We start from the raw sequence: 21,354 nt of genomic DNA, 5'->3' as shown, positions 1-21,354 counted from the left end.
GGATCCTTCGACTCGTCCTACCGCGGGTCCGCATCGGCCATGGGGGCAGATACGGGGGCAGCCATGGGCGTGTTGCCGGGCGAAGGCACGGCCCGCACCCGGTCGCCGTCGCGCAGGAAGCTGCCGGCGCGGGCGACGACGCTCTCGCCGGCCGTGACACCCGATCGGAGTTCGGTGAATCCGTCCGCCGACAGGCCCGTGGCGACGGTTCGCGCCTCGACGCGGCCGTCCTTCACCACCAGCACGCTGGCCCGGCCGTCCGCCGCGTAGAGCAGGCTGGAGACCGGGACCGCGACGCCGGTGCGGCGGGCCACCTCCACGTTGCCGCGCGCGAAGGCGCCGATGCGCAGGGCCGGATCGTCGCCGAGGCGGATGCGCACCTTGCCGAGGCGGGTCGCCCGGTCGACCTCGGGATAGACGCGGCGGACCTTGCCCTGAAGGTGGCGGCCGTCGTCGAGGTCGAGGCTCGCCGGGTCGCCGACGCGGATCTGCGCCAGCGCGGTCTCGGGGACCTCGCCCTCCAACTCGATCTCGCCGCGGGCGATCAGCCGGAACAGGGGCTCGCCGACCGCGGTGGCGGTGGCGCCGATCCGGGCGGTGCGGCGGTTGACGATTCCGGCCTCCGGCGCGCGGATGTCGGTGCGGGCGCGCCGCAGGGCGATCTCGGCGCCGGCGGCACGGGCGGTGGCGAGGTCGGCCTGCGCGGATTGAAGGCCGCCCTTCGCGGCGGCGAGCCGGCCCTCCGCCCCCTGCGCCGCCGAGACGCGCTGCTCCAGCACGGCCGCGGTGGCGTTGCCGGTCTTGGCGAGCGCCTGTGCGCGTTCCAGCGCCTGCCGGGCCTCGACGTTGGCGGCCTCGGCCTGGACGATCTGGCTCTGCGCCTGGACAATGGCCGCCTGAGCGCGGGCGACCGCCGCCACATTCGAGGCCTCCTGGGTGGCGATCATCTCCAGCGACAGCCGGGCGAGCACCTGACCCTTGGTGACGCGGTCGCCCTCCTCGACGAGCAGCTCGGTGATGCGCAGGCCCTCGACCTCTGGGGAGACCAGGATCTCGTCCCGTGGCACGAGGGTGCCGGTGACGACCGCCCGCTCGACGATCTCACGGTCCTCCGCCGGGACGACCGTGACGGCGGGCGCGATGACAGCGGCATCGGGAACGGCGGCGCTCTCGACGGCCAGGACCGGTGCCGAGGCCGGCGCCGTGGCGAGCGCTGCGAGCCCGCACAGGAGGCCGAGGCGGGACGCGCGCCAACGGTAGGATTTCACGACGGGGCCTCGCAGTCGGCGCGCGATTGATGACGCCGCTCCCTCGCCGAGTAGGTCGGCGATTTCATGGCGCAGGGACCTTGCACCCGATCGAGTATAGCGCCGCCGCGGGATCCCGTCGCCAGATGGCGCGCCGCATCCCGCGGCGCGACGATCCAGTCTGCCTTCCCGATCGTTTCCCCGCAACCCGCAGCCGGCGGCAACGTTGTCCCGCCAATAGGCTTCTCTCGACCGGCGCAGGTTCGATGAGCATCTTTCAGATCAAGCAGACGAAGAGCGGCGCGGTGTTCTGGACCGGCGCGGCCGACACCGAGCAGACGGCCCTCGACGCCATGGCGCGCGAGGCCGGCTACCGGGACTTTTCCGCGATGCCGGACGCGATGCGGGCCGACGGGATCGAGGCGACCAAGCTCGACCTGATTTCCTGAGACCGCCTGCGGTCTCCTAAGCGTATCGAACAGGCGTCCGTCGATGCGGCGGACGCCTGTCTCATGTCCGCTGGAACGAGGCGGCCAGGGCGTCGATAGCCATCGCGCAGTCGGCGACGGCGACCGGGCTGTGCAACCCGCCGATCACCGCCGGATCGAGGGCGAGCCCCGCCCGGATCAGATCCGGCCATGCGGAGGCTTCGGGCCATCCCGCGTGCACGATAGCGGCGCCGATCCGGGCCAGGGCGGCGGCCTTCTCGGTCTGCTCGCCGTAGGCCCGCGCCTCCGGCAGGCAGAGGAAACGCTTGGCTTGCGCCGCCGCCAGCGCCACGACTCCGTCGCCCCCGCCGCCGACCAGCAGGGCGGCCCGCGCCACATGCGCCGCGACATCGGGGACCCAGCCGTGCAGATGCAGGTTGTCGGGGATCGCACCCGAGCCCGTGACCGGGCCGAGCACATGCCAGGCCCAGTCCGGCACGGACCGGGCCGCTGCGGCCAGCGCAGGAATATCGCCGCCCGCGCCGCCCCGGCCGAACACCACCACGATATCGCGGCTCGCCCCGATGGCAGTCAGGGCAGGCCCGGTGAGGAAGCCCGCGTAGAACGTCCTGGCGCGGACCCACTCGGGCACGCCCGCGCCGTCCAGCGCCTCGGGAAACGGCGCGAGCAGCCGGCTCGCACTCCGAAAGGCTTCGCAATGCGGCCGGTCGGTCCGGGTGCCGGCGAGCCGCACCATAAGGGTCGGGACCGAGAGCAGGCGCGCGAACAGCGCCACCTCCACCGAGACATCGACCACGAGGAGCGCCGGGTCGGTCCGCGCCACCCATTCGGCGATGCGCGCCATCCGGGCGCGGATCCCGGGATGGTTCAGGGGCGCGTAGTGCAGTGCCTCCGGCCGCTCGGCCTCGCCGTCACGGCCCGCGAAGGCCGCGTCGCCGAGGGGGCGGTCATCGGGCAGGTCGAGGATGTCGAGCCCGGTCGTGTCGAAGCCGGCGAGCGTGCCCAGGATCGTGCAGGGCCGGGGCAGGGCGGCGGCCACCGCCCGGGCCCGCTGGAGATGGCCGGCACCCTGGTGGTGGACGTACCAGCCGATGCCGCGGGTCACGCGGCGTCCTTCAGCGAGACAGCCAGGGCGTCGAGGTCTGCGAGCGCCCGGTCGAGGGGGCATTCCCGCGCGGGAGCGGCCCGCGCTTCGAGGAGCCGGTCGGCCCGCTCGACGAAGGCGATGTCGTTGGGGCAGGTGCCGATGGCCGCGAGATCCTCGGCGCCGAGGTCCAGCCGCGCGCAGGCGGCGGCGCGGGCCGGCGGCTGGAGGTGGAAGGCCCGGCGCAGGGCCGCCCGGCGCAGGATCAGCGCCTGCCAGTGGGCGGCCTCCGGCAGCCGGTAGACCTCGCCGGCGAGCACCCGGGCGCGGCGGGTCATCTCGGTGGCCATCCCGCCCGAGACCCGGCCCTGATGCCGGGCCGAGACCATCACCCGCACGTTCGGGCAGTGGCGCAGGCGCGCACCATTGGCGCGCAGCAGCCCGACGAGCGCGTTGTCCTCGCCGCAGGGCAGCGGCGGCAGTCCGCCGACCGCGCGATAGAGCGCAACCGGAACGGCGAGGCTCGCCCCGGTATGGTCGCCGTGGCGCGGGGCGGGGTCGTAGGGCGGTGGATCGAGGAGATCCTCAAGACGTCGGACGCCGGCCCAGTAGCGCTCGATCCGGGCATGGAGATCCGCGAGCCTCGGATCCGCTTCCCCATCCTCGTCGATCACGAGGCGGCCGCCGACGACGTCCGCGTGTTCGAGGGCCCGCAGGTTCGCGGCGATCCAGTCGGCCGGCAGGCGGGCATCCGCGTCGGTGGTAAGCAGAACCCCGTCCGGAACGCCGTCCTCCGCGAGCCAGTCCGCGCCGGCATCGAGCGCCATCCGCCGCGCGGTGCCGACATGGGCCTCCTGGCCGGACAGGGCCGCCTCGATCAGCCGGATGTCGAGCGCAGGCCAGGCGCCCGAAGCCTGCTTGGCCCGTACTGCCGCCGCCGTCCCGTCCGTGCAGTTGTTGGCCAGCACGACGACGCGCACCGGCGTCGACACTCCGGTCTGCCGGTCGAGCGACGCGAGCAGGAGCGGCAGGCGCTCTTGCTCGTTGCGCGCCGGGATGCAGACGACGCCGCGGGGGAGATCGGGCCGGCCGCTCATCTCAGCCGCGCCCGCCCGCGACCCGAAGGGCCGGCCGGGCCCGCTCGGCGCAGCGCGCCATCACGGTCTCGTAGGTTGCGAGGTAACGTGCCGTCATCGCGCTGGCGTCGTAGAGCGCCTCGGCCCGGTCCCGGCAGGTTCGGCGCGACAGCCCCGCCGCTTCCCGGATCGCCACCGCGAGGTCCTGCGCGTCGTCGGGATCGGCCAGCCGACCGCAATGCGCGTCGAGGATGTCGGGCATGGCGCCCCGGCGGAAGGCGGCCACCGGCGTGCCGCAGGCCAGCGCCTCCGCCACCACGAGGCCGAACGGTTCCTCCCAGCGCGGCGACACGATCGCCACCCGGGCCCGGCCGAGATGATGGGCGAGGTCCCGGTGCGAGAGATGGCCGAGATGGGTCAGGTCCGGCCCGAGCCGTGGCGCGATCTCGGCCGCCCAGTAGGCCGGATTGAGCTTCGGCCCCGCGAAGACCAGCGGCAGGTTGGCGGCCCGGGCGGCGTCGATGGCGAGGTGCAGCCCCTTCTCGGGCACGATCCGGCCGGACCAGAAGGCGTAGGACACCGCGTCGGCCATTTCGGTGAAGGCGAAATTCGAGAGATCGACGCCGTTATCCACGACCTGTGCGTCGGGCACGAGCGAGGCCCATTCCTGCGCCAGGGACGGCGAGACCGCCAGGAAGGCCATGTCGGGATCGGCCGTTACGATACCGCTCACCAGGGCCTCGAAGGGCGGCGTATGCAGCACTGTCACCCACGGCAGGCCGATCCGGGCGCTTTCCTGCAGGGGCAGGGCGTGCAGGGCATTGTTGTGCACGAGGTCGAAGCCGCCGGCCGCGACCATGTCCATCATCCGCCGGTAGGCGTCGTGCTCGGCGCGGTCGATCGCTTCCTCGCGCTCGGGGTCGAGCAGCGCGTCCCCGGTGGGATCGCAGAGCATCACCGGGTCGAGCGCCGGATCCGAGCCGCGGCTCGCGAACAGCGTCACGTCGTGCCCGAGCCGCTTCAGCGCGACGGTGAGCAGGTGCGTGTGCATCTCCAGGCCGCCGGCATAGGGCTGGCCGATCGGGTATTTGAGATGTGCGAGGACGGCAATCTTCACGCGCGCACCAACTCTGCTAGCGTAGGGAAATCGACCGATCGCAGCGGGGTGGAAGGACTGTTTTCCGTCACGCGGCGGCGGCTATCATGGCGCAGGTTTGTTCAGCAAGCGTTGCGCGGGCGGGCCAGGGCGACGACACGTACGACGCTGCCGGACTTTCTAAGCGCGGCGGCCTGAACCAAAGATGATCAAGCCGGCGTGATCCCCGTTCATCCGGGTCGCGACGTGTTCACGAGCTTGAGCCGGGATCGCCGCGCCGCTAGCGGTCGGGTCTCCAGGGGAGGGGGCTGCGATGAATCTTCCGTTCGGGCTGAGCGTGTTCGCGGTCGGTGCCGCGGCCCTGGCGATCCTCACCCTCGCGGCGGGGGTGAAGATCGTGCCGCAGGGCTACGTCTACACGGTGGAGCGATTCGGGCGCTATGCCCGCAGCCTCGGCGCCGGCCTCGCGCTGATCGTCCCGTTTGTCGAGCGCGTCGGCCGCCGGGTCAACGTGATGGAGCAGGTGATCGACGTGCCGAGCCAGCAGGCCTTCACGCGCGACAATGCCGGGGTGACCATCGATGCGGTGGTGTTTTATCAGGTTCTCGACGCGGCGCGCGCCTCCTACGAGGTCTCGAACCTCGATCTCGCCGCCACGACCCTGACCATGACCAACATCCGCACGGTGGTCGGCGGGATGGACCTCGACCAGCTCCTCGCCCACCGCGACGAGATCAACGAGCGCCTGCTGCGGGTGATGGATGCGGCGGCTTCGCCCTGGGGCGTGAAGATCAACCGCATCGAGATCAAGGACATCCTGCTCCCGCCCGACCTCGCGGGGGCGATGGCCCGCCAGATGAAGGCCGAGCGCGAGAAGCGCGCCTCGATCCTGGAGGCGGAGGGCCAGCGCGCCGCCGATATCCTGCGGGCCGAGGGGCGCAAGCAGTCGGCGATCCTCGAATCGGAGGGCCGCAAGGAGGCCGCGTTCCGGGATGCCGAAGCCCGCGAGCGCTCTGCCGAGGCCGAGGCTGCGGCGACCGGGATGGTCAGCCGGGCGATCGCCGAGGGCGATATTGCGGCGGCGAACTTTCTGGTGGCTGAGAAATACGTCGACGCGGTGCGGGCGCTCGCCACCGCCCCGAATCAGCGGGTCGTGGTGGTGCCGATCGAGGCGGCGGCGCTCGCCGGTACCCTCGGGGGCATCGGCGAATTGACCCGCGCTGTGTTCGGCGAAGGCACGCCGCCCCGGCGGGCGGGCACGCCGCCCAACGTCGCCCCGCCGCGGGCCTGACGGCCGTGCGTGTCGCCGACTTCGCCGGGATGGTCGACGCCCTCGGGGCCGCCTGGACCTGGGTGATCGCCGGGCTTGTCCTGGCGGGGGCCGAGATCCTGGTGCCGGGCGTGTTCCTGATCTGGCTGGGGCTCGCCGCCCTGGCCACCGGCCTCGCGACCGCGGTGTTTCCGATACCGTGGCAGGGGCAGACCCTGCTGTTCGCGGGCCTCGCCGTGGTTCTGGTCACGGCCGCGACCCGCCTGAACCGGCGCGGCGCCGGGCGAGCGGATGGGGATCTGAACCGGCCCGATCGCGGGCTGATCGGGCGCGAGGCTGTCCTGGACGCGCCGATCGTGCAGGGGGCGGGGCGCATCCGGTTCGACGACACGCTGTGGCGGGTCGAGGGGCCCGATCTGCCCGCGGGTTGCCGGGTCCGCGTGACCGGCATCAGCGGCACGGTGCTGCGGGTTGGGGCGGCCTGACGCGTTCGGCCGCGCCCTACCCGAACGCCCCGACCTCGTGCTGGATCATCCCCGAGATCTCGCGCACCTGCGCGAACATCCGGCGGATCGGCTGGAACAGGTTGGCGTGCTCGGCCTCGTAGGTGCCGACATCCCGCGGGCCGGCCTGCTCGCCGAAGTTGAGGCCGAGCGTCGGATCGGGCGTCACCGGGAAGATCGCGTCGAGGAGGTCCAGGCAGCCGTCGATGTCGAGGCGCAGGAAGCGCTCCAGCAGCTGCTCGCGGGAGACGCCCGCCTGCGGCCGGAAGCCCGGGATATGGACGGCCAGGAACCAGATCCGGTGGATCAGCGCCAGCCGCAGGGCGTGCAGCAGCGTCAGCCGAGGCGACATGGCGGGGAGGTCCGGGGCCGCCGCCGTCAGGGCGAGCCAATCGCAGGTCAATCGCCCGAACAGGCTGCGCAGCGCCGGGGCAAGGTCCAGGCGCTCCAGGGCACCGGCGATCACCACCAGTTCCTCCCGGCGGAAATCCTTCTGCGTGCGCCGCGCGCGCTCCAGCCACACGGCCGGGTCGAGGGTGTCGATATAGGCGCGCAGCACGTCGAGGTCGCCCACGGAGGCCGCGTGCTGAACCAGCCGGAAGGCCCTGGAGAAGCGCACCGAATCGCGCCGCATGTCGCTAAACAGGTCGGGCCCGCGCTGGGCCGCGCGGCCGATCCCGTAGAGCGCGTTCGCCAGGAAGCCGAGCTGGTGCAGGATCGCGTTGTTGGGGATCGCCCGCATCTGGCGCGGATGGGTGATGCGGGCCGGGCCGCCGTTGTCGCTCTGGCGGGCGACGGGGCGCGAGCCGGTGCGGTCGATCAGGCTCGGGCCGAAGGTGCCGAGCAGCGCCGCATAGCCCGGATCGTCCACCAGCGCCTCCATGTCCTGGCGGGCTGCGGTGAAGAATTCGAGGGCGAAATCGGGCTCGGAATAGATCGGGTCGTCCTTGGCGTCGGCCCCCGCGTCGTCGGTGCCGAGGGCATAATCCGCGAAGGCATCGTCCTCCGCCATGTCGAGCGCGTAGACGTGCTCGGCGATGCGGGCGACGCTGGCCTCGGCCAGGGCCTCGGTGCCGAACAGCAGGTAGCCGTCGGTGCCCTGGAAGCTCGATTCGAGGCGGACCTTGATGCCGGCCTTGCGGTTGCGGTCCCGGGCATCCTCGGGCGCAAGGTAGGCGAGACGGTCGCGTAAGGAGGTCGGATGGGCGCCGCGGCCGATCGATTCGCCGTGCGTGTCGAAGATCGCGAGCTCGATGTCGGCCAGCCCGTTCTGGACCAGCATCTCGGTGATGCGCAGGCGCAGCCGCTCGATCCAGAAGGTGGCGGCGAGCTGGCCGACGTAGCGGCCCGAATCCGAGTAGCCGAACTGCACGGTCAGCCGGCCGATGCGCTTGAGATACTGGCGCCAGTGCGGATTGCGCAGGGCATCGTCGAGCACCCGGATACCCTGCTCCAGGGCGCTCGCCGTCTCGAACAGCGGCGTGATCTCCAGCTTGTCGGCGATCCCGTAATGGCGGGCGAGCCAGAGGGCGGCGAGCAGGGTGTAGCCGGTCTCGGTCTCGGCGATCAGGAAGCGCACCGGGTGGGTGCCGTCCACGTGCTTGAGGATCTGGGCGATCGTCATCATCAGCCGGGCGGCCGAGGCCCGCTCGGCGGCGAGCGCACCGAAATCCACCGCCACCGGCCGCACGTCGTTCAGCAGCGCGTGGATCGTCGCGAGATGCGAGCGGCGGCGGGCCGCGTCGGTCGGCTCGCCTTCGAGGTCGATCACCCGGCGCACCGCGTTGTGGACCTGGCTGGCGTTGAGCCGGAAGTGCGGCAGAGCGTTCGAGAGGCCGTGCGTGGCGACGCCCGCGCGCAGGATCGCGATCCGGCGCCGGTCGGCCGCATCCTCGGCAGCCTCCAGCGCCGCCGTGAGGCCGGCCACCAGCGCGCCCGCATCGGTCTGGGCGCGGTCGCGCTCGATGATCAGCGCCAGGGCGAACCGGTGCACCGATTCGAGAGAGGGCTTGTCGCCGAGCCGCGGCGCCACCGCGAGCTGCCGGTTGACCGCCGCCAAGGCCCCCTCGGCCAGGGCGCGGACCTCGCGGCAGGCCGCGATCCCGGGGAGTTCGCGCATCACCCGGTCGAACTGCATGCGCTTCGAGATCAGCCGGTAGCGCAGGGTGTCCCACCAGCCGATATCGGTGCGCCCGTCGGTGTCGCAGCCGACCCAGCTGGCGATCGCGAAGGGGCGGGGCGTCAGTTCGGTCCAGCGTTCCGGCCAGCGGGTACGGGCTGCGTCGAGCAGCGCGCCGTTGAAGGCGTCGAGCGCCAGACGCCCGTTATTGGCCGCCGCGCAGGCCTGCTCGAACTCGACATCCAGCGTGATCGGCGCATCGGGCCGCGTGGAATGCGCGGCGGCGCGCTCGATCAGGCCGGCGCCGTCCGCAGCGTCGGGCAGGCTCGCGGCCTCCGCGAGGAGGTTCGCCACGGCCCGCGGCATGCCGAAGGTCGGGTGGGCCGTGAACACCACCGCGAAGGCGGTGCGGTGGATGAAGCCCGCGAAGCGGTCGAAGCCGTCTGCCCCATCGGGCGCCGCCGCCACGAGGCGGGCGGGGATTGAGGCCTCAGGGTCGGCGGGTCCGGCCGCCAATCCGACATAGCCGCGCAGCCGCTCTGCCCGCGCCGCCAGGGATTGGGCGCGCAGCCGGGCGAACAGGGGGTCGAGATCGTCCGCCGCGATCTCCTCCCGGTCGAACCAACGGGTGATCGCCAGGGTCACGGCCAGGACGGGGTTGCGGAACGGATCCTCCCGCGCCTGGTCCCTGGCGGCCGCGATCAGGCCGAGGAGGTGCTCCTCCAGATCCTCGGGCTTGCGGCTCGGCTCGTGCTGCATCGGTCGATCCCGCCTCCGGTCTGTCGGCATTGGCCCGGCCCGCGTGCCCACGCAAGGAGCGTTCCGCACGTCCTGGGCTGGCGGCGACCCAGTGACCGGGTTAGAGCTGCGGGCCTCATGGAGCGTCTGTCCATTATCCTGGCAATATTGATCTTCGTCGTGGCCATCGTGGCAGTCGCCGTGATGGCGGCCCGGGGCCGTCGCGAACCCCTGCGCATGCGCTCCGAGCTTGATTCGGAGGATGAAGACCTGTTCCTCGGCGCGGTCGGCCCGCGTAGGAGTCCGATCGACCGTTCGGCGCAGGTCCTCGAACAGAGGCCGCCCGAGCCGCACGTGCTCGATTTGGAGGCGTCCGAATTGGAACCGATCAGAGCCTTGATGAAGGGCCGTGATGCGCCGGCCCGGCGCGATCCGCCGGAGTCCGGCCGTTGAGGCCGCTGGCCCGCGCGGGCAGCGCCCTGCTGCTCGCGGCGTCACTTCCGCTGTCCATTGGACACGCGGCTCCGGCCGCACCGGCAGTGCAGCAACCGCCGGCCGCACCCGCTCCGGCACCGAACGAGCCCGCACCGTCGGCCGGTCCCCCGCCCGGTCAACCCTGCGGCGCCAGCGCGGCGCGTTTCGAGAACGGCAAGACCTTCAACATGGTGGTCACCCGGGCCGGGCAGATCCAGACCAACAACCCGTTGCGGCCCCTGACGCCCGAGGTGAACGAGGTGCTGCTGGTGGTGATCGCCGGGAAGGTCGCCACCGCCTACGGCCCGGATTTCGCGACGCTGCGGCGGGGCAGCGCCCCGGCGGCCATCGAGGCGATGCTGGGCGGTCCGATCAAGTGGCAGCCGAGCCTGCCGACGCTGCCCGACGCGATGACGATCGTCAGCGAGGAGGGCGCCCCCCTGGCGCAGCTCACGTTCCGCGCCTGCGAGACGCCGCCGGCCGTGAAGGCACCGCCCAAGGCGCAGGCCCGGAAGAAGGCCCCCGCGCGGCGTGCACCGCCCAAGGCTGCGGCCGAGAAGACGCCCCCGGGCTTCTCCATGCCCCAGGGCGCGATTGCCGAATAGGGCGCTCTCCGCCGAGACGCGCGACGCCATCGTGTCGAGCCGATTTGCGCGGCCCTTCTCCCCGGCGCAGGCAGCGCCAGCGGACCGCAACCCTGGACCCCGCACGAAACATCGCGAAGCGTCCGCCGGGATCGGCCCGAGCCGCCGAGAGCCATGCCCGATCGCGTTGCCATCGCGCGCGGATCTCAGCCTTTGTCATTACACTCGCCAGCGCCGAACCGGTGTCCACTTCGGCGGAGAGCGCTCCCGGCAGCGCTTCTCGCCCCGGGGCCCGAATCGGGTTCCTCCGGCGCTGCACCCCGTTGGGAAAGGGGGCGCGGCATAAGGCCGGATGTGCCAGTCCTATGCCGCACCATGCCGAACGCCGTGGGAGGGCACGGCTGCAGCCGCCTACTTCTGCCGGGCGACGACCTTGTCCTTGATGCCGTCGTAGACATTCTTCGGGATGATCTTCTTCGTGACCAGATCGTCCTTGCCGCGGTAGGGACGGCCCTTGATGATCGCGGCCGCGCGGGCGGCGCCGATGCCGGGAAGGGCATCGAGTTCTGCGGAGCTGGCACTGTTGAGATCGAGCAGCGCCGTCTTGGCGGCGTTCGGCGAGCCGGCGACCGGAGCGCTCGGCGCCGTGGGCCGGGCGGGGGCGGTCGGCGCCGCCGTGCCGGGCGCCTGTGGGGCCGGGGCCTGGGCGAGGGCGGGCGCGCCCACGAGGCTCGAGAGGAGGGCGAGCAGAGCGAGGGTCTTGGTGGAGGAAGCCATGGCGTTCTCCCGAGAGGCACGGCCCGCTGCGCGGCGCCGACGATGCAGATCTGCGCTGTCGCGCTTGAACCCACGCTTAACGGTTGTGCCCGGCTTTCCGACCCGGAGGCCGCGCCGGGATGACGGCTTCTCGATCCGCTTCCCCGCTTTACCGAGCGCGGACCCCAGGTTTCGGAACGATGCTCTAGCCACGGGCGGACGCCGCGGCTATAAGCGCGCCCTCATCCGTATCCCGCGGTGCGCGTGGCGATCCTCGTTCGAGGAGCCGCCCGGGCGCCGCTTTGTCCGCGGCGTCACGAAGGATCACACCATGGCCGTCCCGAAGCGAAAGACCTCCCCCTCCCGCCGCGGCATGCGCCGCTCGGCCGACGCCCTCAAGGCGCCGACCTATGTCGAGGACAAGGATTCCGGCGAGCTGCGTCGTCCGCACCACATCGACCTGAAGACCGGCATGTACCGCGGCCGTCAGGTCCTCAAGGTGAAGTCCGCCGAGGCGTGAGGCTTCTCGCGGCGCCTCAGGCGAGGCGCCGCGCGGCCTCCGCGTAGCACGCGGCGGCCATTCGGGTCCGTTCCAGGCGCGACGGAAGCAGCGTCGGGTCATCGGCCGTCAGCAACTGCGCGATGAAGCCGGCGCGGGATTTCCCCGGGACCGCGCGCTCCGCCGCCACGGCCCTGTCACGCCCCTCGGGGCGTCCCCCATCGATCACGACCAGGGCGCGTCCTGCGGGACGCACGGTCTCGGACCGCGCGTCCTCCGTGACGCCGGGCGCCGCCCGCACAGGCCTGACCTGTGCCGGGCCGAGACGATTGCCTGCTTCGACTCGCACCATCGCGACACGCTCCGCACGTTTCCGTGCTCGTGTCGCAAGGGTGATACCGGTATTAAGGGTTCGTCAACTTCTATTCGCCCGCGCCGGACGGGCGCTTATTTCTTGGCCAGCGCCTCCAGGCGCTGCTGCATTTCCAGCATCTGCCGCTTCAGGTCGTCGAGCTCGCCGCCCGCGTAGGGCGCGGGGGCGGGCGGCGGGGCCGGCTGGGTCCCAGCGGGCGGCGCGAAGCCCGTGAACATCTTCATGGCGTCGCCGAAGAAGTTCATGTTGGTGCGCACCGATTGCTCGATGGCGTTCTGAAACGCGGCCGGGCCGAAGCTCTGGGAAAACTTCTCGCGCAGCCCGTCCTGGTCCTTGGCGAAGTTCGCCATGGAGAATTCCAGGAAGCTCGGCACCATGGTGCGCATGCTGTCGCCGTAGAAGCGGATCAACTGGCGCAGGAACGCCACCGGCAGCAGGTTCTCGGCGCCGGCCTTGTTCTCCTGCTCGAAGATGATCTGCGTGAGCACCGAGCGGGTGATGTCGTCGCTCGTGCGCGCGTCGTACACGATGAAGTCCTCGCCGTTCTGGACCATCGTGGCGAGGTCCTCGAGCGTCACGTAGGTCGAGGTGCCGGTGTGGTAGAGGCGCCGATTGGCGTACTTCTTGATGACGGTTTGTGTGGCCTTGACGGTATCCGCCATCGGGAACGGCCTTTCTCGACTCGAGATCTCGGGACATACGGGGTCGCGTGATGCGGCCCCGCGGGGATCGTCTTCGCGCCCGCAGCACGATCCTTAAAGCCTTCTCTAGGCGCAGAAAACAGCAAACTGCATCTCTTCAACGCAGAATAATGCAGCCCTTGCCGCCGCTGGGCACCATTTCAGTCTCGCGGGCGCGTCATGGGCATCTTTTGCGGGCTCGTTGTCCAATCTTGACTTCGCCGATGCCACGCCCTTCATCCCTGGGCCAGCACAGAGCGCGCCCCGGAAGGCGCGCCGGCTCGCGAGAGGAGAACGCAACATGGCAGCCAGCGAAGAGATCGTCATCGTCGGGGCCGCACGCACGCCGGTCGGCTCGTTCGGCGGCGCCTTCGGGGCGGTGCCGGCCCACGAGCTCGGCGCGACGGCGATCAAGGCCGCCCTCGAGCGTGCCAAGGTCTCGCCCGAGGACGTCGACGAGGTGATCTTCGGTCAGGTGCTGACCGCCGGTGCCGGCCAGAACCCGGCCCGGCAGGCCGCCATGAAGGCCGGCATCCCCGAGAAGGCCACCGCCTGGGGCCTCAACCAGGTCTGCGGTTCGGGCCTGCGCACGGTCGCGATCGGCATGCAGCAGATCGCCAACGGCGACGCGAAGGTCATCGTGGCCGGCGGCCAGGAATCGATGTCGCTCTCGCCCCACGCTCAGTACCTGCGCGCCGGCCAGAAGATGGGCGACGTGAAGCTCGTCGACACCATGATCAAGGACGGGCTGTGGGACGCCTTCAATGGCTACCACATGGGCCAGACCGCCGAGAACGTGGCCCAGGCCTTCCAGCTCACCCGCGAGCAGCAGGACCAGTTCGCGACCCGCTCGCAGAACAAGGCCGAGGCCGCCCGAAAGGAGGGCCGGTTCAAGGATGAGATCGTCCCCGTCACCGTGCCGGGCCGGAAGGGCGACACGGTCGTCGACGCCGACGAGTACATCCGGGACGGCGCCACCGTGGAGGCGATGGCCAAGCTGAAGCCCGCCTTCTCCAAGGAGGGCACGGTCACGGCCGCCAACGCCTCGGGCCTCAACGACGGCGCCGCTGCTCTGGTGCTGATGTCGGCCTCGGAGGCCGAGCGCCGCGGCCTCACGCCGCTCGCCAGGATCAAGTCCTGGGCGACGGCCGGCGTCGATCCCAAGGTGATGGGCACCGGCCCGATCCCGGCCTCCCGCAAGGCCCTGGAGAAAGCCGGCTGGAAGCCCGCCGACCTCGACCTGATCGAAGCCAACGAGGCTTTCGCGGCCCAGGCGCTCGCCGTGAACAAGGACATGGGCTGGGACGACGCGAAGGTGAACGTCAATGGCGGCGCCATCGCCATCGGCCACCCGATCGGCGCCTCGGGGGCCCGCGTCCTCGTCACGCTGCTGCACGAGATGAAGCGGCGCGATGCCAAGAAGGGCCTCGCCACTCTCTGCATCGGCGGCGGGATGGGCGTGGCGATGTGCGTCGAGCGGACGTGATCGATCTGTAACACCCGTTTCCTCGACAACTTAGACTTAAGGCTCAAATCAGAAAAATTCGCGTGCGGACGCCATCCGCACGCGTCATCACGGGCTGCCAACAGGAGGAAACAATGGCTCAAGGACGCGTCGCCCTGGTCACGGGCGGTACTCGCGGTATCGGCGCAGCGATTTCGAAGCGGCTGAAAGACAAGGGCTACAAGGTAGCCGCCAATTACGCCGGCAACGACGAGGCCGCCAACGCCTTCAAGGCCGAGACCGGCATCCCCGTGTTCAAGTTCGACGTCGGCGACCTCGCGAGCTGCGAAGCCGGGATCAAGGCGATCGAGGCCGAGGTCGGGCCGATCGAGGTGCTGATCAACAACGCCGGCATCACCCGCGACGGCGCCTTCCACAAGATGACCTTCGAAAAGTGGCAGGCGGTCCTCAAGACCAACCTCGACTCGATGTTCACCTGCACGCGGCCGCTGATCGAAGGCATGCGCAGCCGCAATTTCGGGCGCATCATCATCATCTCGTCGATCAACGGCCAGAAGGGCCAGGCCGGCCAGACCAACTACTCGGCCGCCAAGGCCGGCGTGGTCGGCTTCGCCAAGGCGCTCGCGCAGGAGAGCGCCGCGAAGGGCATCACCGTCAACGTGGTGGCGCCGGGCTACATCGCCACCGAGATGGTGATGGCCGTGCCGGAAGACATCCGCAACAAGATCATCTCCACCATCCCGACCGGCCGCCTCGGCGAGGCCGATGAGATCGCGCACGCAGTCGAGTATCTCGCGAGCGACGAGGCCGGGTTCGTGAACGGCGCGACGCTGACCATCAACGGCGGCCAGCACTTCGTCTGATCACCCCCGGGCGCGCCGGTTCCAGGCCGGCGCGCCCGATCTGCTGATATCGGGTGCGCGGTGCGGGATCGACGCAACCTGACACAGGGCGTGCGCCCTTTCCCGGACGGGTGGAGCGAAGCGGAACCCGATCCGGGATCCAGCCCGAAATGCGCTGCGCCAGCGGCACAGGTCAATTCAGGCGGACGCGTCGCGATGTCCTGTGCCGGATCCTGGGTCGAAGTCCGCTGTCGCTGCATGCGACCGGGAAAGGACCGGTGCGCAGCCGGCAGGGCGCGATAGATTCAGGGTTCTGCTTTGTATGGCGGATGCTCTATCGGCGTCCACTGCCGCCTTCACTCTCCGAAGAACAGCACGGACTCGCCATCCAGACTTCTCCGACGAGATTTACGCGTCGAAGATTTTCATTCGCGTCATAATACAATCTGTCGATGGTACAGATAGAGTTCGCGACTTAAGCGTGCGTGAAACGCAATCGCGCCGGTCACACGCAGCCTCACACGTCATCCGCACATCAATCGGGTGTGCACGACGCACACGGGCGGAAGGAATTGTTCACGTGCTCTGGGGCACGAACAAGCCGGACAAGCCCGTATAGGTCTCGTTCCGTCGCGCCGCGGATGTTCGCGCCGACAGTAGAACGAGAGGGCGAACACCATGATCCAGCGATTTTACGGTCAACGCGGCGTTCAGCGTTTTCGCGAAAGCGGTGCCTTGTCTGTGCAGTTCGGCGCTAAAGCTGACGGCCGGCAGGTTCGGCGGCTTCCGAGGGCCGCGAAAGTCGTCCTGGCCGCAGCCTGCACCCTGGGCCTCGCGGCCTGCGTCACGCCCCGGGAGCGGCACGCGATGGATCAGAACCAGTGCTACGCCTTCGGGTTCGAGCCCGGCACCGATGCCTTCGCGGAGTGCATGATGGGGCTCCACCAGGATCGTGCGGCCGCCGAGGCCGCCAGCAACCGGTACTGGTCGGCCCAGCTCGCCGAGCAGAACCGGCGCCGCGCGGCGCAGAGCGACCTCGACAAGGTGATGAGCCTGCAGCGGAGCGGCGACACGCGCTTCCCCGTCTGCGGCGCGTCCTCCGACGGCGGCATGGATCGCCGGACCATGACCTGGTTCGGTCCCAACTGCCGCGCCCGCTGACCCGGATCGAGGGAGGTTCCCATGTCTGACGTGACGACGCGCGGCCCGGCCCACCCGAGCTGGATCATCTTCGTGGCGACGGCCCCGATCGGCATCGCGGTCGGCTTCGGCACCGGCGACATCGGCTGGTTCACACTGGCCATCGTCGCCTCGGCCACGCTGCTCTGCACGGTCTACGGCCTAATGCGGCGCCGGCTCGGCTGGAGGCCGCTGAACGCGGACTACCTCGCCGATCTCATGCGGGTGATCAGCCCGCACTGACGCGGTGATCAACGCGGCCCGCGCGGAGGAACCGCCGGGCCATCCCCCATCCCTTGTCCGCCCCATCGCCCCACTCCGGAGGCCACCATGACGCTCGCCCTGATCATCGCCGGCATCCTGCTGGTCAACGTCCTGATGGCCGGTCTCTTCTCCCTCCTGGCCCTGTGGGCCGATTGAGCCGGCCTACGGCGCCCCGACGCAGTTCGCGTAGAAGGTCGTCGTCGCGGGCCAGTCCGAGAACACGCCCATGACGCCGACCTGCCCGTGCAGCACGTCGAGCAGCCGGAGGATGTCGCCGTCCCCGGTCACCACCGGCTTGATCGACTGGTAATAGTAGCCGCCGCCCTCCTTCAGGGGTCCGGAGCGCTCCAGCGACCAGGCGATCAGTCCGAGTCCCGCCTTCTTCGCCGCGCGGGCATAGGCCGAGGGCTCGATGGCGCCGTCCTTCCCCGGGCGGACCAGCATCCACAGGGGCGGGGCCAGGATCTTCACGCCCTTCTGCGCCAGCTCGGCCATGCCGGGCTGCCACGTGGCGGAATTCTCCGGATCGAAGCCCTTCGCGGTCTCGTCCCGATTGTCGAGGAAGATCGCCTGCCGGCCGATATCCGGCTCCTTCTCCAGCCAGTACAGGATGTCCCGCAGCTGGAAACTCTGCGGGTAGACGTCCGAGGCCGGGATGCCCGCCTGCTTGTACTCGTCGATGAGCTGCTGGGCGTACATGTCCTGGGTGTAGGTGCCGTCGAACGGCATCGGTACCTGCGGCGCCTTGAGTTCGGGGGTGAACTTCCGGCCCATGCCCTTCACCAGCGCGATGTACTCCTTGTGGGACATCAGCGTGCCGGTGCCGGCGTAGAGATCGGTGCGCCAGCGCGGCGTGGCGTTCATGTAGGCCGCGACCGTGGTCGCGTCCGGATCGGCCGCGTCCATCTTGCCGGTGAGCGATTTGAACTCCTCCAGCGTCAGGTCGCTGGTGCAGCACTTGGCCGAGGCCTTGCGCCCCGTGGCCGGATCGGCCGGCTCGAAGCCCTGGCTGCACTTCGCCGCGAGCGTCGGTCGGGCGAGGATGTCGGTGGTGGTGTGCAGGTCGCACTGGCTGTGGCGGCAGACGAGCTGACGGTCCTTGGTGAAGGCCGCGTCGCACTCGATGATGCCGGCACCCATCCGGTCGGCGGCGATCAGCCCCTCGCGGGTATGCTCCGGAAACATCAGCGGCGCCCCCCGGTGCGAGATCGAAAAGGTCCTGGGGGTGTAGGTCCGGTCGACCCCGCAGGCCGCGAGCTTGTCCTTGAGAGGACCGGGCATGAGCTGGTCGACGAGGTAGAAGGGCCGCGGCCCGAGCTGAGCGGCCTCGCCCGCCAGGACCGGCCCTCCGGCCAGAATCAGCACCAGTCCGGCCATGATCGTGCGCATCGCAGACGCCCCCCTTTGACGCCGCCGTTAGAGCGGGACGGTGACAGGGCCGTGACTTCCATCTCGCCGACTCGGAGGCCCGCGTGGTAGCGGCCGATCATGAGTGAGTCCGCGCCGCAGCCGTCCCCCCCTCTCAGCCGCTCCGCCGCGACGATGGCGGGCTTCGGCGCGATCGCGCTCTGGTCGCTGCTCGCCCTGTTCACGGCGGCGTCGGGCGCCGTGCCGCCGTTCCAGCTCGCCGCCCTCACGTTCCTGCTCGGCGGTCTCTGCGGCTGCACCGTCTGGATCGGCCGCCCGGCCCGCGCCCGCGCGCTGATCCAGCCCTGGCCGGTCTGGCTGCTCGGGGTCGGAGGGTTGTTCGGCTATCATGCGCTCTACTTCAGCGCCCTCCGCCTCGCGCCGCCGGCCGAGGCCGGGCTGATCAACTATCTCTGGCCTCTGCTGATCGTGCTGTTCTCCGCGCGGCTGCCAGGATCGGGAGGGCTGCGTCCGGGCCACCTCGCCGGAGCGCTGCTGGGTCTTGCCGGGGTCGCCGCTCTGTTCGTCGGGCGGGGCGATCTCGACTTCCCGGCGGGGGCGCTGCCGGGCTACGCGGCCTCGCTCGCAGCGGCCTTTGTGTGGGCCGGCTATTCGGTGCTCTCGGCCCGGGTCGGGCAGGTACCGACCGATGCGGTCGCCGGCTTCTGCCTCGCCACCGCGGCGCTCAGCGTCCTCTGCCATCTGGCCTTCGAGACGACGGTCTGGCCGGCCGACGCGACGCAATGGGGCGCGGTGCTGCTGCTCGGGCTGGGTCCGGTCGGCGCCGCATTCTACCTGTGGGATATTGGCTGCAAGCGCGGAGACGTCCGGCTGCTCGGGGTGACGGCCTATGCCGCCCCGGTCCTCTCGACACTGATCCTGGTGGTGACCGGCTATGCCAGCCCCGGGCCGGCCCTGGCGCTCGCCTGCTTGCTGATCGTGGCCGGCGCGCTGACGGCGGTGCGGGCCTCGCGGGCGGCGCCGAACGAGATCTAACCCCGCGGCGTCGGCCGCCAATCCGGCGGCGCCATCTCGAACCCCGCAAAGTCGAAGCCCGGCGAGACCGTGCAGCCCACGAGTGTCCAGGCGCCGAGGCTGGTGGCGGTCTGCCAATGCCCCGCCGGCACCACGCATTGCGGGCGCTGGCCGGCGGCCAGATCCGGCCCGAGATGTCGGGCCTCCGCATCGTGCCCGTTCGGGCTCGTGGTGATCACCAGCGGCGCGCCGGCGTGCCAGTGCCAGATCTCGGTGGCGTCGACCCGGTGCCACGTCGAGACCTCGCCGATGTCGAACAGGAAGTAGATGGCGGTTCCGACCGAGCGGCCGTCGACGGTCTGCGGATCGCGAAAGGTCTCGCGGTAATGGCCGCCCTCGGGATGGGGCTTGAGCCCCAGCGTCGCGATCACCTCGGCTGCCGTCATCATTCGCGTCTCCGCACACCGCGCCGGTGTCTTGCCCGCACGTGGCGCCGATGGTACCGGCGCACCACCCTCAAGGTCCCAAAAAAATGCCGAGCCCGACCGTACGCCTTCACCGCGGCGACCTGCCCGTCGACTACGATGCGGGCCGGGCGGTGGCCATCGACACCGAGACGCTCGGCCTCAATCCGCACCGCGACCGGCTCTGCGTGGTGCAGATCTCCACCGGCGATGGCACCGCCGATGTGGTGCAGATCCCGCAGGATGGCCCGGAGCCCGCGATCCTCAAGCGCGTCCTGGCGGATCCCGGCGTGCTGAAGATCTTTCATTTCGCGCGGTTCGACGTGGCGGTGCTCTACAAGGCCCTGGGTGTGATGCCGCAGCCGGTCTACTGCACCAAGATCGCCTCGAAGCTCGCCCGCACCTATACCGACCGCCACGGGCTGAAGGACGTGGTGCGCGAACTCGTGGGCGTCGATCTGTCGAAGCAGCAGCAATCCTCGGACTGGGGCGCCGAGAGCCTGTCGCAGGCGCAGCTCGATTACGCGGCGTCCGACGTGCTCCATCTCCACGCCGCCCGCGACCGGCTCGACGCGATGCTGGCCCGGGAGGGCCGCACCGACCTCGCAGAGGCGTGCTTCGCCTTCCTGCCGACCCGCGCCCGCCTCGATCTCGGCGGCTGGCCCGAAGTGGATATTTTCGCGCACAGCTAGGGATCAGCGTGGATCCTGCGGGGTACAACGCCCGCTTCAATCACTGGCTTTTGCGCTGTCGTCCTTGCGAGCGCAGCGAAGCAATCCAGGGTGGCGCCGCGCTGCCCTGGGTCACTTCGCTGCGCTCGTGATGACGGGGATGGCCGCTGGCCCATCAGGTCAGCGTGCGGGGGCCGGACGGCGTCGTGATCCGGGCGGTCCAACGCGGGCCGTCGCCCCGCACGACCTCCAAGGGATTCACCAGCCCGAGCGCAGCGTGAAGCTGTTGCACGGCGTCCGGATCCGGATGCGTTAGGACGAGCGTCTCAAGCCGGGCCTTGAAATCCGGCATCGTTCGAGCGGGATTGCTGCCCGTTCCCCAATCCATCACGTGCGGCGCGGCGCCGTCCGCCGGCCACGCCCCGTCCGGGCGCAGGCCGAAGCGCCACGACAGGGCGCCGCGGGTCATCGGGGCTGCCTGACCAAGCAGGTCCGGATGAGCGGCGAGCACGCCGTCGAGATCGTCCGTGCGGGCGACGAAGCCCCGCAGCCGCCGACCCGAATCCCAGTCCGCGCGCACCCGCGCCGGGTCGCTCAGGCCGAACCAGCGGGGGCGGGATGGGGCGGGCGCCTCTGGATCGACGGCAATCACCTCAAGGAACAGAGCCTCGCCGAGGCGGAGCAGATGGTTCCGGGTGCCCATCTCGCGATGGCGCCCGCCCTCCGGCATCGTGAGGCCCAGACAGGCCCTGACATGCGCCACGCCCTTCGCGAGATCCGGCGTGACGACGACGAGATGGTCGAAGGTGAGCATGCGGCTTTCAACACTTCGAATGATCGGGGCTTCTTAGCGACAGACGATGAATTCCGGCGACGAAGCAAGCTACCCCGACTTTTACGTCGCACGCCTCAACGATTCAGTTCGTTGCCTTATCGATCCTCTGCCGATAGGCGGGCCGGGCTCTACAGTCTGTCCCGCACCCGTTTGAGGAAGGTTCTTACCGTCCGGACTCATAACCAGTAGCTGACGGTGGCAGCGATGCAGACGGCAGCGAGATAGTTCGTGGCCGAGCGGTCGTAGCGGGTGGCGATGCGGCGAAAGTCCTTGAGCCGGCCGAACATGCGCTCGATGGCATTGC

Annotated in this window: 23 protein-coding genes and 1 pseudogene; 12 read left to right on the top strand and 12 right to left on the bottom strand. The window is 70.4% G+C overall.

Translation table 11 applies throughout. The features are described from left to right. Positions 1 to 17: 17 nt before the first annotated feature. Complete coding sequence (locus MKK75_RS02105; protein ID WP_409567502.1) at positions 18 to 1,229, bottom strand: efflux RND transporter periplasmic adaptor subunit; 1,212 nt, start codon at positions 1,227 to 1,229, stop codon at positions 18 to 20. Between the two features lie 284 nt (positions 1,230 to 1,513). Here MKK75_RS02105 and MKK75_RS02100 point away from each other — a divergent pair, with 284 nt between their 5' ends. Continuing rightward, the gene (locus tag MKK75_RS02100) at positions 1,514 to 1,696 is read left to right on the top strand and encodes a hypothetical protein (RefSeq protein ID WP_244040976.1); all 183 of its coding nucleotides are present in this window, start codon (positions 1,514 to 1,516) and stop codon (positions 1,694 to 1,696) included. Between the two features lie 61 nt (positions 1,697 to 1,757). Here MKK75_RS02100 and MKK75_RS02095 read toward each other — a convergent pair whose 3' ends face one another. From MKK75_RS02095 to MKK75_RS02085, 3 genes are read right to left on the bottom strand one after another with little or no spacing between them, the layout of a single operon-like run. Continuing rightward, entirely contained in the window at positions 1,758 to 2,801 is a 1,044-nt protein-coding gene (locus MKK75_RS02095) for a glycosyltransferase (RefSeq protein WP_244040975.1), read from the bottom strand. Further along, the gene (locus MKK75_RS02090) at positions 2,798 to 3,877 is read right to left on the bottom strand and encodes a glycosyltransferase (protein WP_244040974.1); all 1,080 of its coding nucleotides are present in this window, start codon (positions 3,875 to 3,877) and stop codon (positions 2,798 to 2,800) included. Before MKK75_RS02090 ends, MKK75_RS02095 begins: the two co-directional genes overlap by 4 nt. Before the next feature lies 1 nt (position 3,878). After that, positions 3,879 to 4,973, bottom strand: a complete 1,095-nt coding sequence (locus tag MKK75_RS02085; RefSeq protein ID WP_244040973.1) for a glycosyltransferase family 4 protein — start codon at positions 4,971 to 4,973, stop codon at positions 3,879 to 3,881. Between the two features lie 292 nt (positions 4,974 to 5,265). On the opposite strand from MKK75_RS02085, the gene MKK75_RS02080 reads away from it, so the two are divergent. Next, positions 5,266 to 6,243, top strand: a complete 978-nt coding sequence (locus tag MKK75_RS02080; RefSeq protein ID WP_244040972.1) for an SPFH domain-containing protein — start codon at positions 5,266 to 5,268, stop codon at positions 6,241 to 6,243. 29 nt (positions 6,244 to 6,272) lie between these two features. Next, positions 6,273 to 6,707: an NfeD family protein gene (locus tag MKK75_RS02075; protein ID WP_244040985.1), complete on the top strand. Its 435-nt coding sequence runs from the start codon at positions 6,273 to 6,275 to the stop codon at positions 6,705 to 6,707. 16 nt (positions 6,708 to 6,723) lie between these two features. Here the strand turns inward: MKK75_RS02075 and MKK75_RS02070 are convergent, their stop codons facing one another. Then, complete coding sequence (locus MKK75_RS02070) at positions 6,724 to 9,603, bottom strand: phosphoenolpyruvate carboxylase (RefSeq protein ID WP_244040971.1); 2,880 nt, start codon at positions 9,601 to 9,603, stop codon at positions 6,724 to 6,726. Positions 9,604 to 9,720: 117 nt separating this feature from the next. Here MKK75_RS02070 and MKK75_RS02065 point away from each other — a divergent pair, with 117 nt between their 5' ends. Next, positions 9,721 to 10,035 (top strand): hypothetical protein, encoded by a 315-nt coding sequence (locus MKK75_RS02065; RefSeq protein WP_244040970.1) that lies wholly within the window; start codon positions 9,721 to 9,723, stop codon positions 10,033 to 10,035. Next, entirely contained in the window at positions 10,032 to 10,661 is a 630-nt protein-coding gene (locus tag MKK75_RS02060) for a hypothetical protein (RefSeq protein ID WP_244040969.1), read from the top strand. Before MKK75_RS02065 ends, MKK75_RS02060 begins: the two co-directional genes overlap by 4 nt. Before the next feature lie 390 nt (positions 10,662 to 11,051). Here MKK75_RS02060 and MKK75_RS02055 read toward each other — a convergent pair whose 3' ends face one another. After that, entirely contained in the window at positions 11,052 to 11,417 is a 366-nt protein-coding gene (locus MKK75_RS02055) for a helix-hairpin-helix domain-containing protein (RefSeq protein ID WP_244040968.1), read from the bottom strand. A 310-nt stretch (positions 11,418 to 11,727) separates the two neighbouring features. Between MKK75_RS02055 and rpmF the strand changes: the two genes are divergently transcribed. Continuing rightward, the gene (rpmF, locus tag MKK75_RS02050) at positions 11,728 to 11,916 is read left to right on the top strand and encodes a 50S ribosomal protein L32 (protein ID WP_003601373.1); all 189 of its coding nucleotides are present in this window, start codon (positions 11,728 to 11,730) and stop codon (positions 11,914 to 11,916) included. Positions 11,917 to 11,932: 16 nt separating this feature from the next. Here rpmF and MKK75_RS02045 read toward each other — a convergent pair whose 3' ends face one another. Beyond that, complete coding sequence (locus MKK75_RS02045) at positions 11,933 to 12,247, bottom strand: hypothetical protein (RefSeq protein ID WP_244040967.1); 315 nt, start codon at positions 12,245 to 12,247, stop codon at positions 11,933 to 11,935. Between the two features lie 95 nt (positions 12,248 to 12,342). Beyond that, complete coding sequence (phaR, locus tag MKK75_RS02040; protein ID WP_244040966.1) at positions 12,343 to 12,930, bottom strand: polyhydroxyalkanoate synthesis repressor PhaR; 588 nt, start codon at positions 12,928 to 12,930, stop codon at positions 12,343 to 12,345. 319 nt (positions 12,931 to 13,249) lie between these two features. Between phaR and MKK75_RS02035 the strand changes: the two genes are divergently transcribed. The 4 genes from MKK75_RS02035 to MKK75_RS02020 all read left to right on the top strand — a co-directional run bounded on the left by MKK75_RS02035 (position 13,250) and on the right by MKK75_RS02020 (position 16,677). Further along, entirely contained in the window at positions 13,250 to 14,434 is a 1,185-nt protein-coding gene (locus tag MKK75_RS02035) for an acetyl-CoA C-acetyltransferase (protein WP_244040965.1), read from the top strand. 113 nt (positions 14,435 to 14,547) lie between these two features. After that, entirely contained in the window at positions 14,548 to 15,276 is a 729-nt protein-coding gene (phbB, locus tag MKK75_RS02030) for an acetoacetyl-CoA reductase (RefSeq protein WP_244040964.1), read from the top strand. 846 nt (positions 15,277 to 16,122) lie between these two features. After that, positions 16,123 to 16,416: a hypothetical protein gene (locus MKK75_RS02025; RefSeq protein ID WP_244040963.1), complete on the top strand. Its 294-nt coding sequence runs from the start codon at positions 16,123 to 16,125 to the stop codon at positions 16,414 to 16,416. A 21-nt stretch (positions 16,417 to 16,437) separates the two neighbouring features. Next, positions 16,438 to 16,677, top strand: a complete 240-nt coding sequence (locus tag MKK75_RS02020) for a hypothetical protein (protein ID WP_244040962.1) — start codon at positions 16,438 to 16,440, stop codon at positions 16,675 to 16,677. Between the two features lie 183 nt (positions 16,678 to 16,860). Here MKK75_RS02020 and MKK75_RS02015 read toward each other — a convergent pair whose 3' ends face one another. Next, positions 16,861 to 18,087, bottom strand: a complete 1,227-nt coding sequence (locus MKK75_RS02015) for a glycerophosphodiester phosphodiesterase family protein (protein ID WP_244040961.1) — start codon at positions 18,085 to 18,087, stop codon at positions 16,861 to 16,863. A 99-nt stretch (positions 18,088 to 18,186) separates the two neighbouring features. Here MKK75_RS02015 and MKK75_RS02010 point away from each other — a divergent pair, with 99 nt between their 5' ends. After that, positions 18,187 to 19,101 (top strand): DMT family transporter, encoded by a 915-nt coding sequence (locus MKK75_RS02010; RefSeq protein ID WP_244040960.1) that lies wholly within the window; start codon positions 18,187 to 18,189, stop codon positions 19,099 to 19,101. Here MKK75_RS02010 and MKK75_RS02005 read toward each other — a convergent pair. Next, the gene (locus MKK75_RS02005) at positions 19,098 to 19,526 is read right to left on the bottom strand and encodes a cupin domain-containing protein (protein WP_244040984.1); all 429 of its coding nucleotides are present in this window, start codon (positions 19,524 to 19,526) and stop codon (positions 19,098 to 19,100) included. The two genes, MKK75_RS02010 and MKK75_RS02005, sit on opposite strands and share 4 nt — an antisense overlap. Positions 19,527 to 19,612: 86 nt before the next feature. On the opposite strand from MKK75_RS02005, the gene MKK75_RS02000 reads away from it, so the two are divergent. Beyond that, complete coding sequence (locus tag MKK75_RS02000; RefSeq protein WP_244040959.1) at positions 19,613 to 20,236, top strand: ribonuclease D; 624 nt, start codon at positions 19,613 to 19,615, stop codon at positions 20,234 to 20,236. A gap of 154 nt (positions 20,237 to 20,390) precedes the next feature. Here the strand turns inward: MKK75_RS02000 and MKK75_RS01995 are convergent, their stop codons facing one another. Further along, a complete protein-coding gene (locus tag MKK75_RS01995) occupies positions 20,391 to 21,029 on the bottom strand; it encodes a VOC family protein (protein WP_244040958.1) in 639 nt (212 codons plus the stop codon). 197 nt (positions 21,030 to 21,226) lie between these two features. Next, positions 21,227 to 21,354: pseudogene (locus tag MKK75_RS01990) on the bottom strand (IS5/IS1182 family transposase); the annotation flags it as partial.

Source organism: Methylobacterium sp. J-030 (assembly GCF_022829545.1).
In the GTDB taxonomy this organism is placed as follows: domain Bacteria; phylum Pseudomonadota; class Alphaproteobacteria; order Rhizobiales; family Beijerinckiaceae; genus Methylobacterium.
This window is presented reverse-complemented; position numbering and strand designations above follow the sequence as displayed.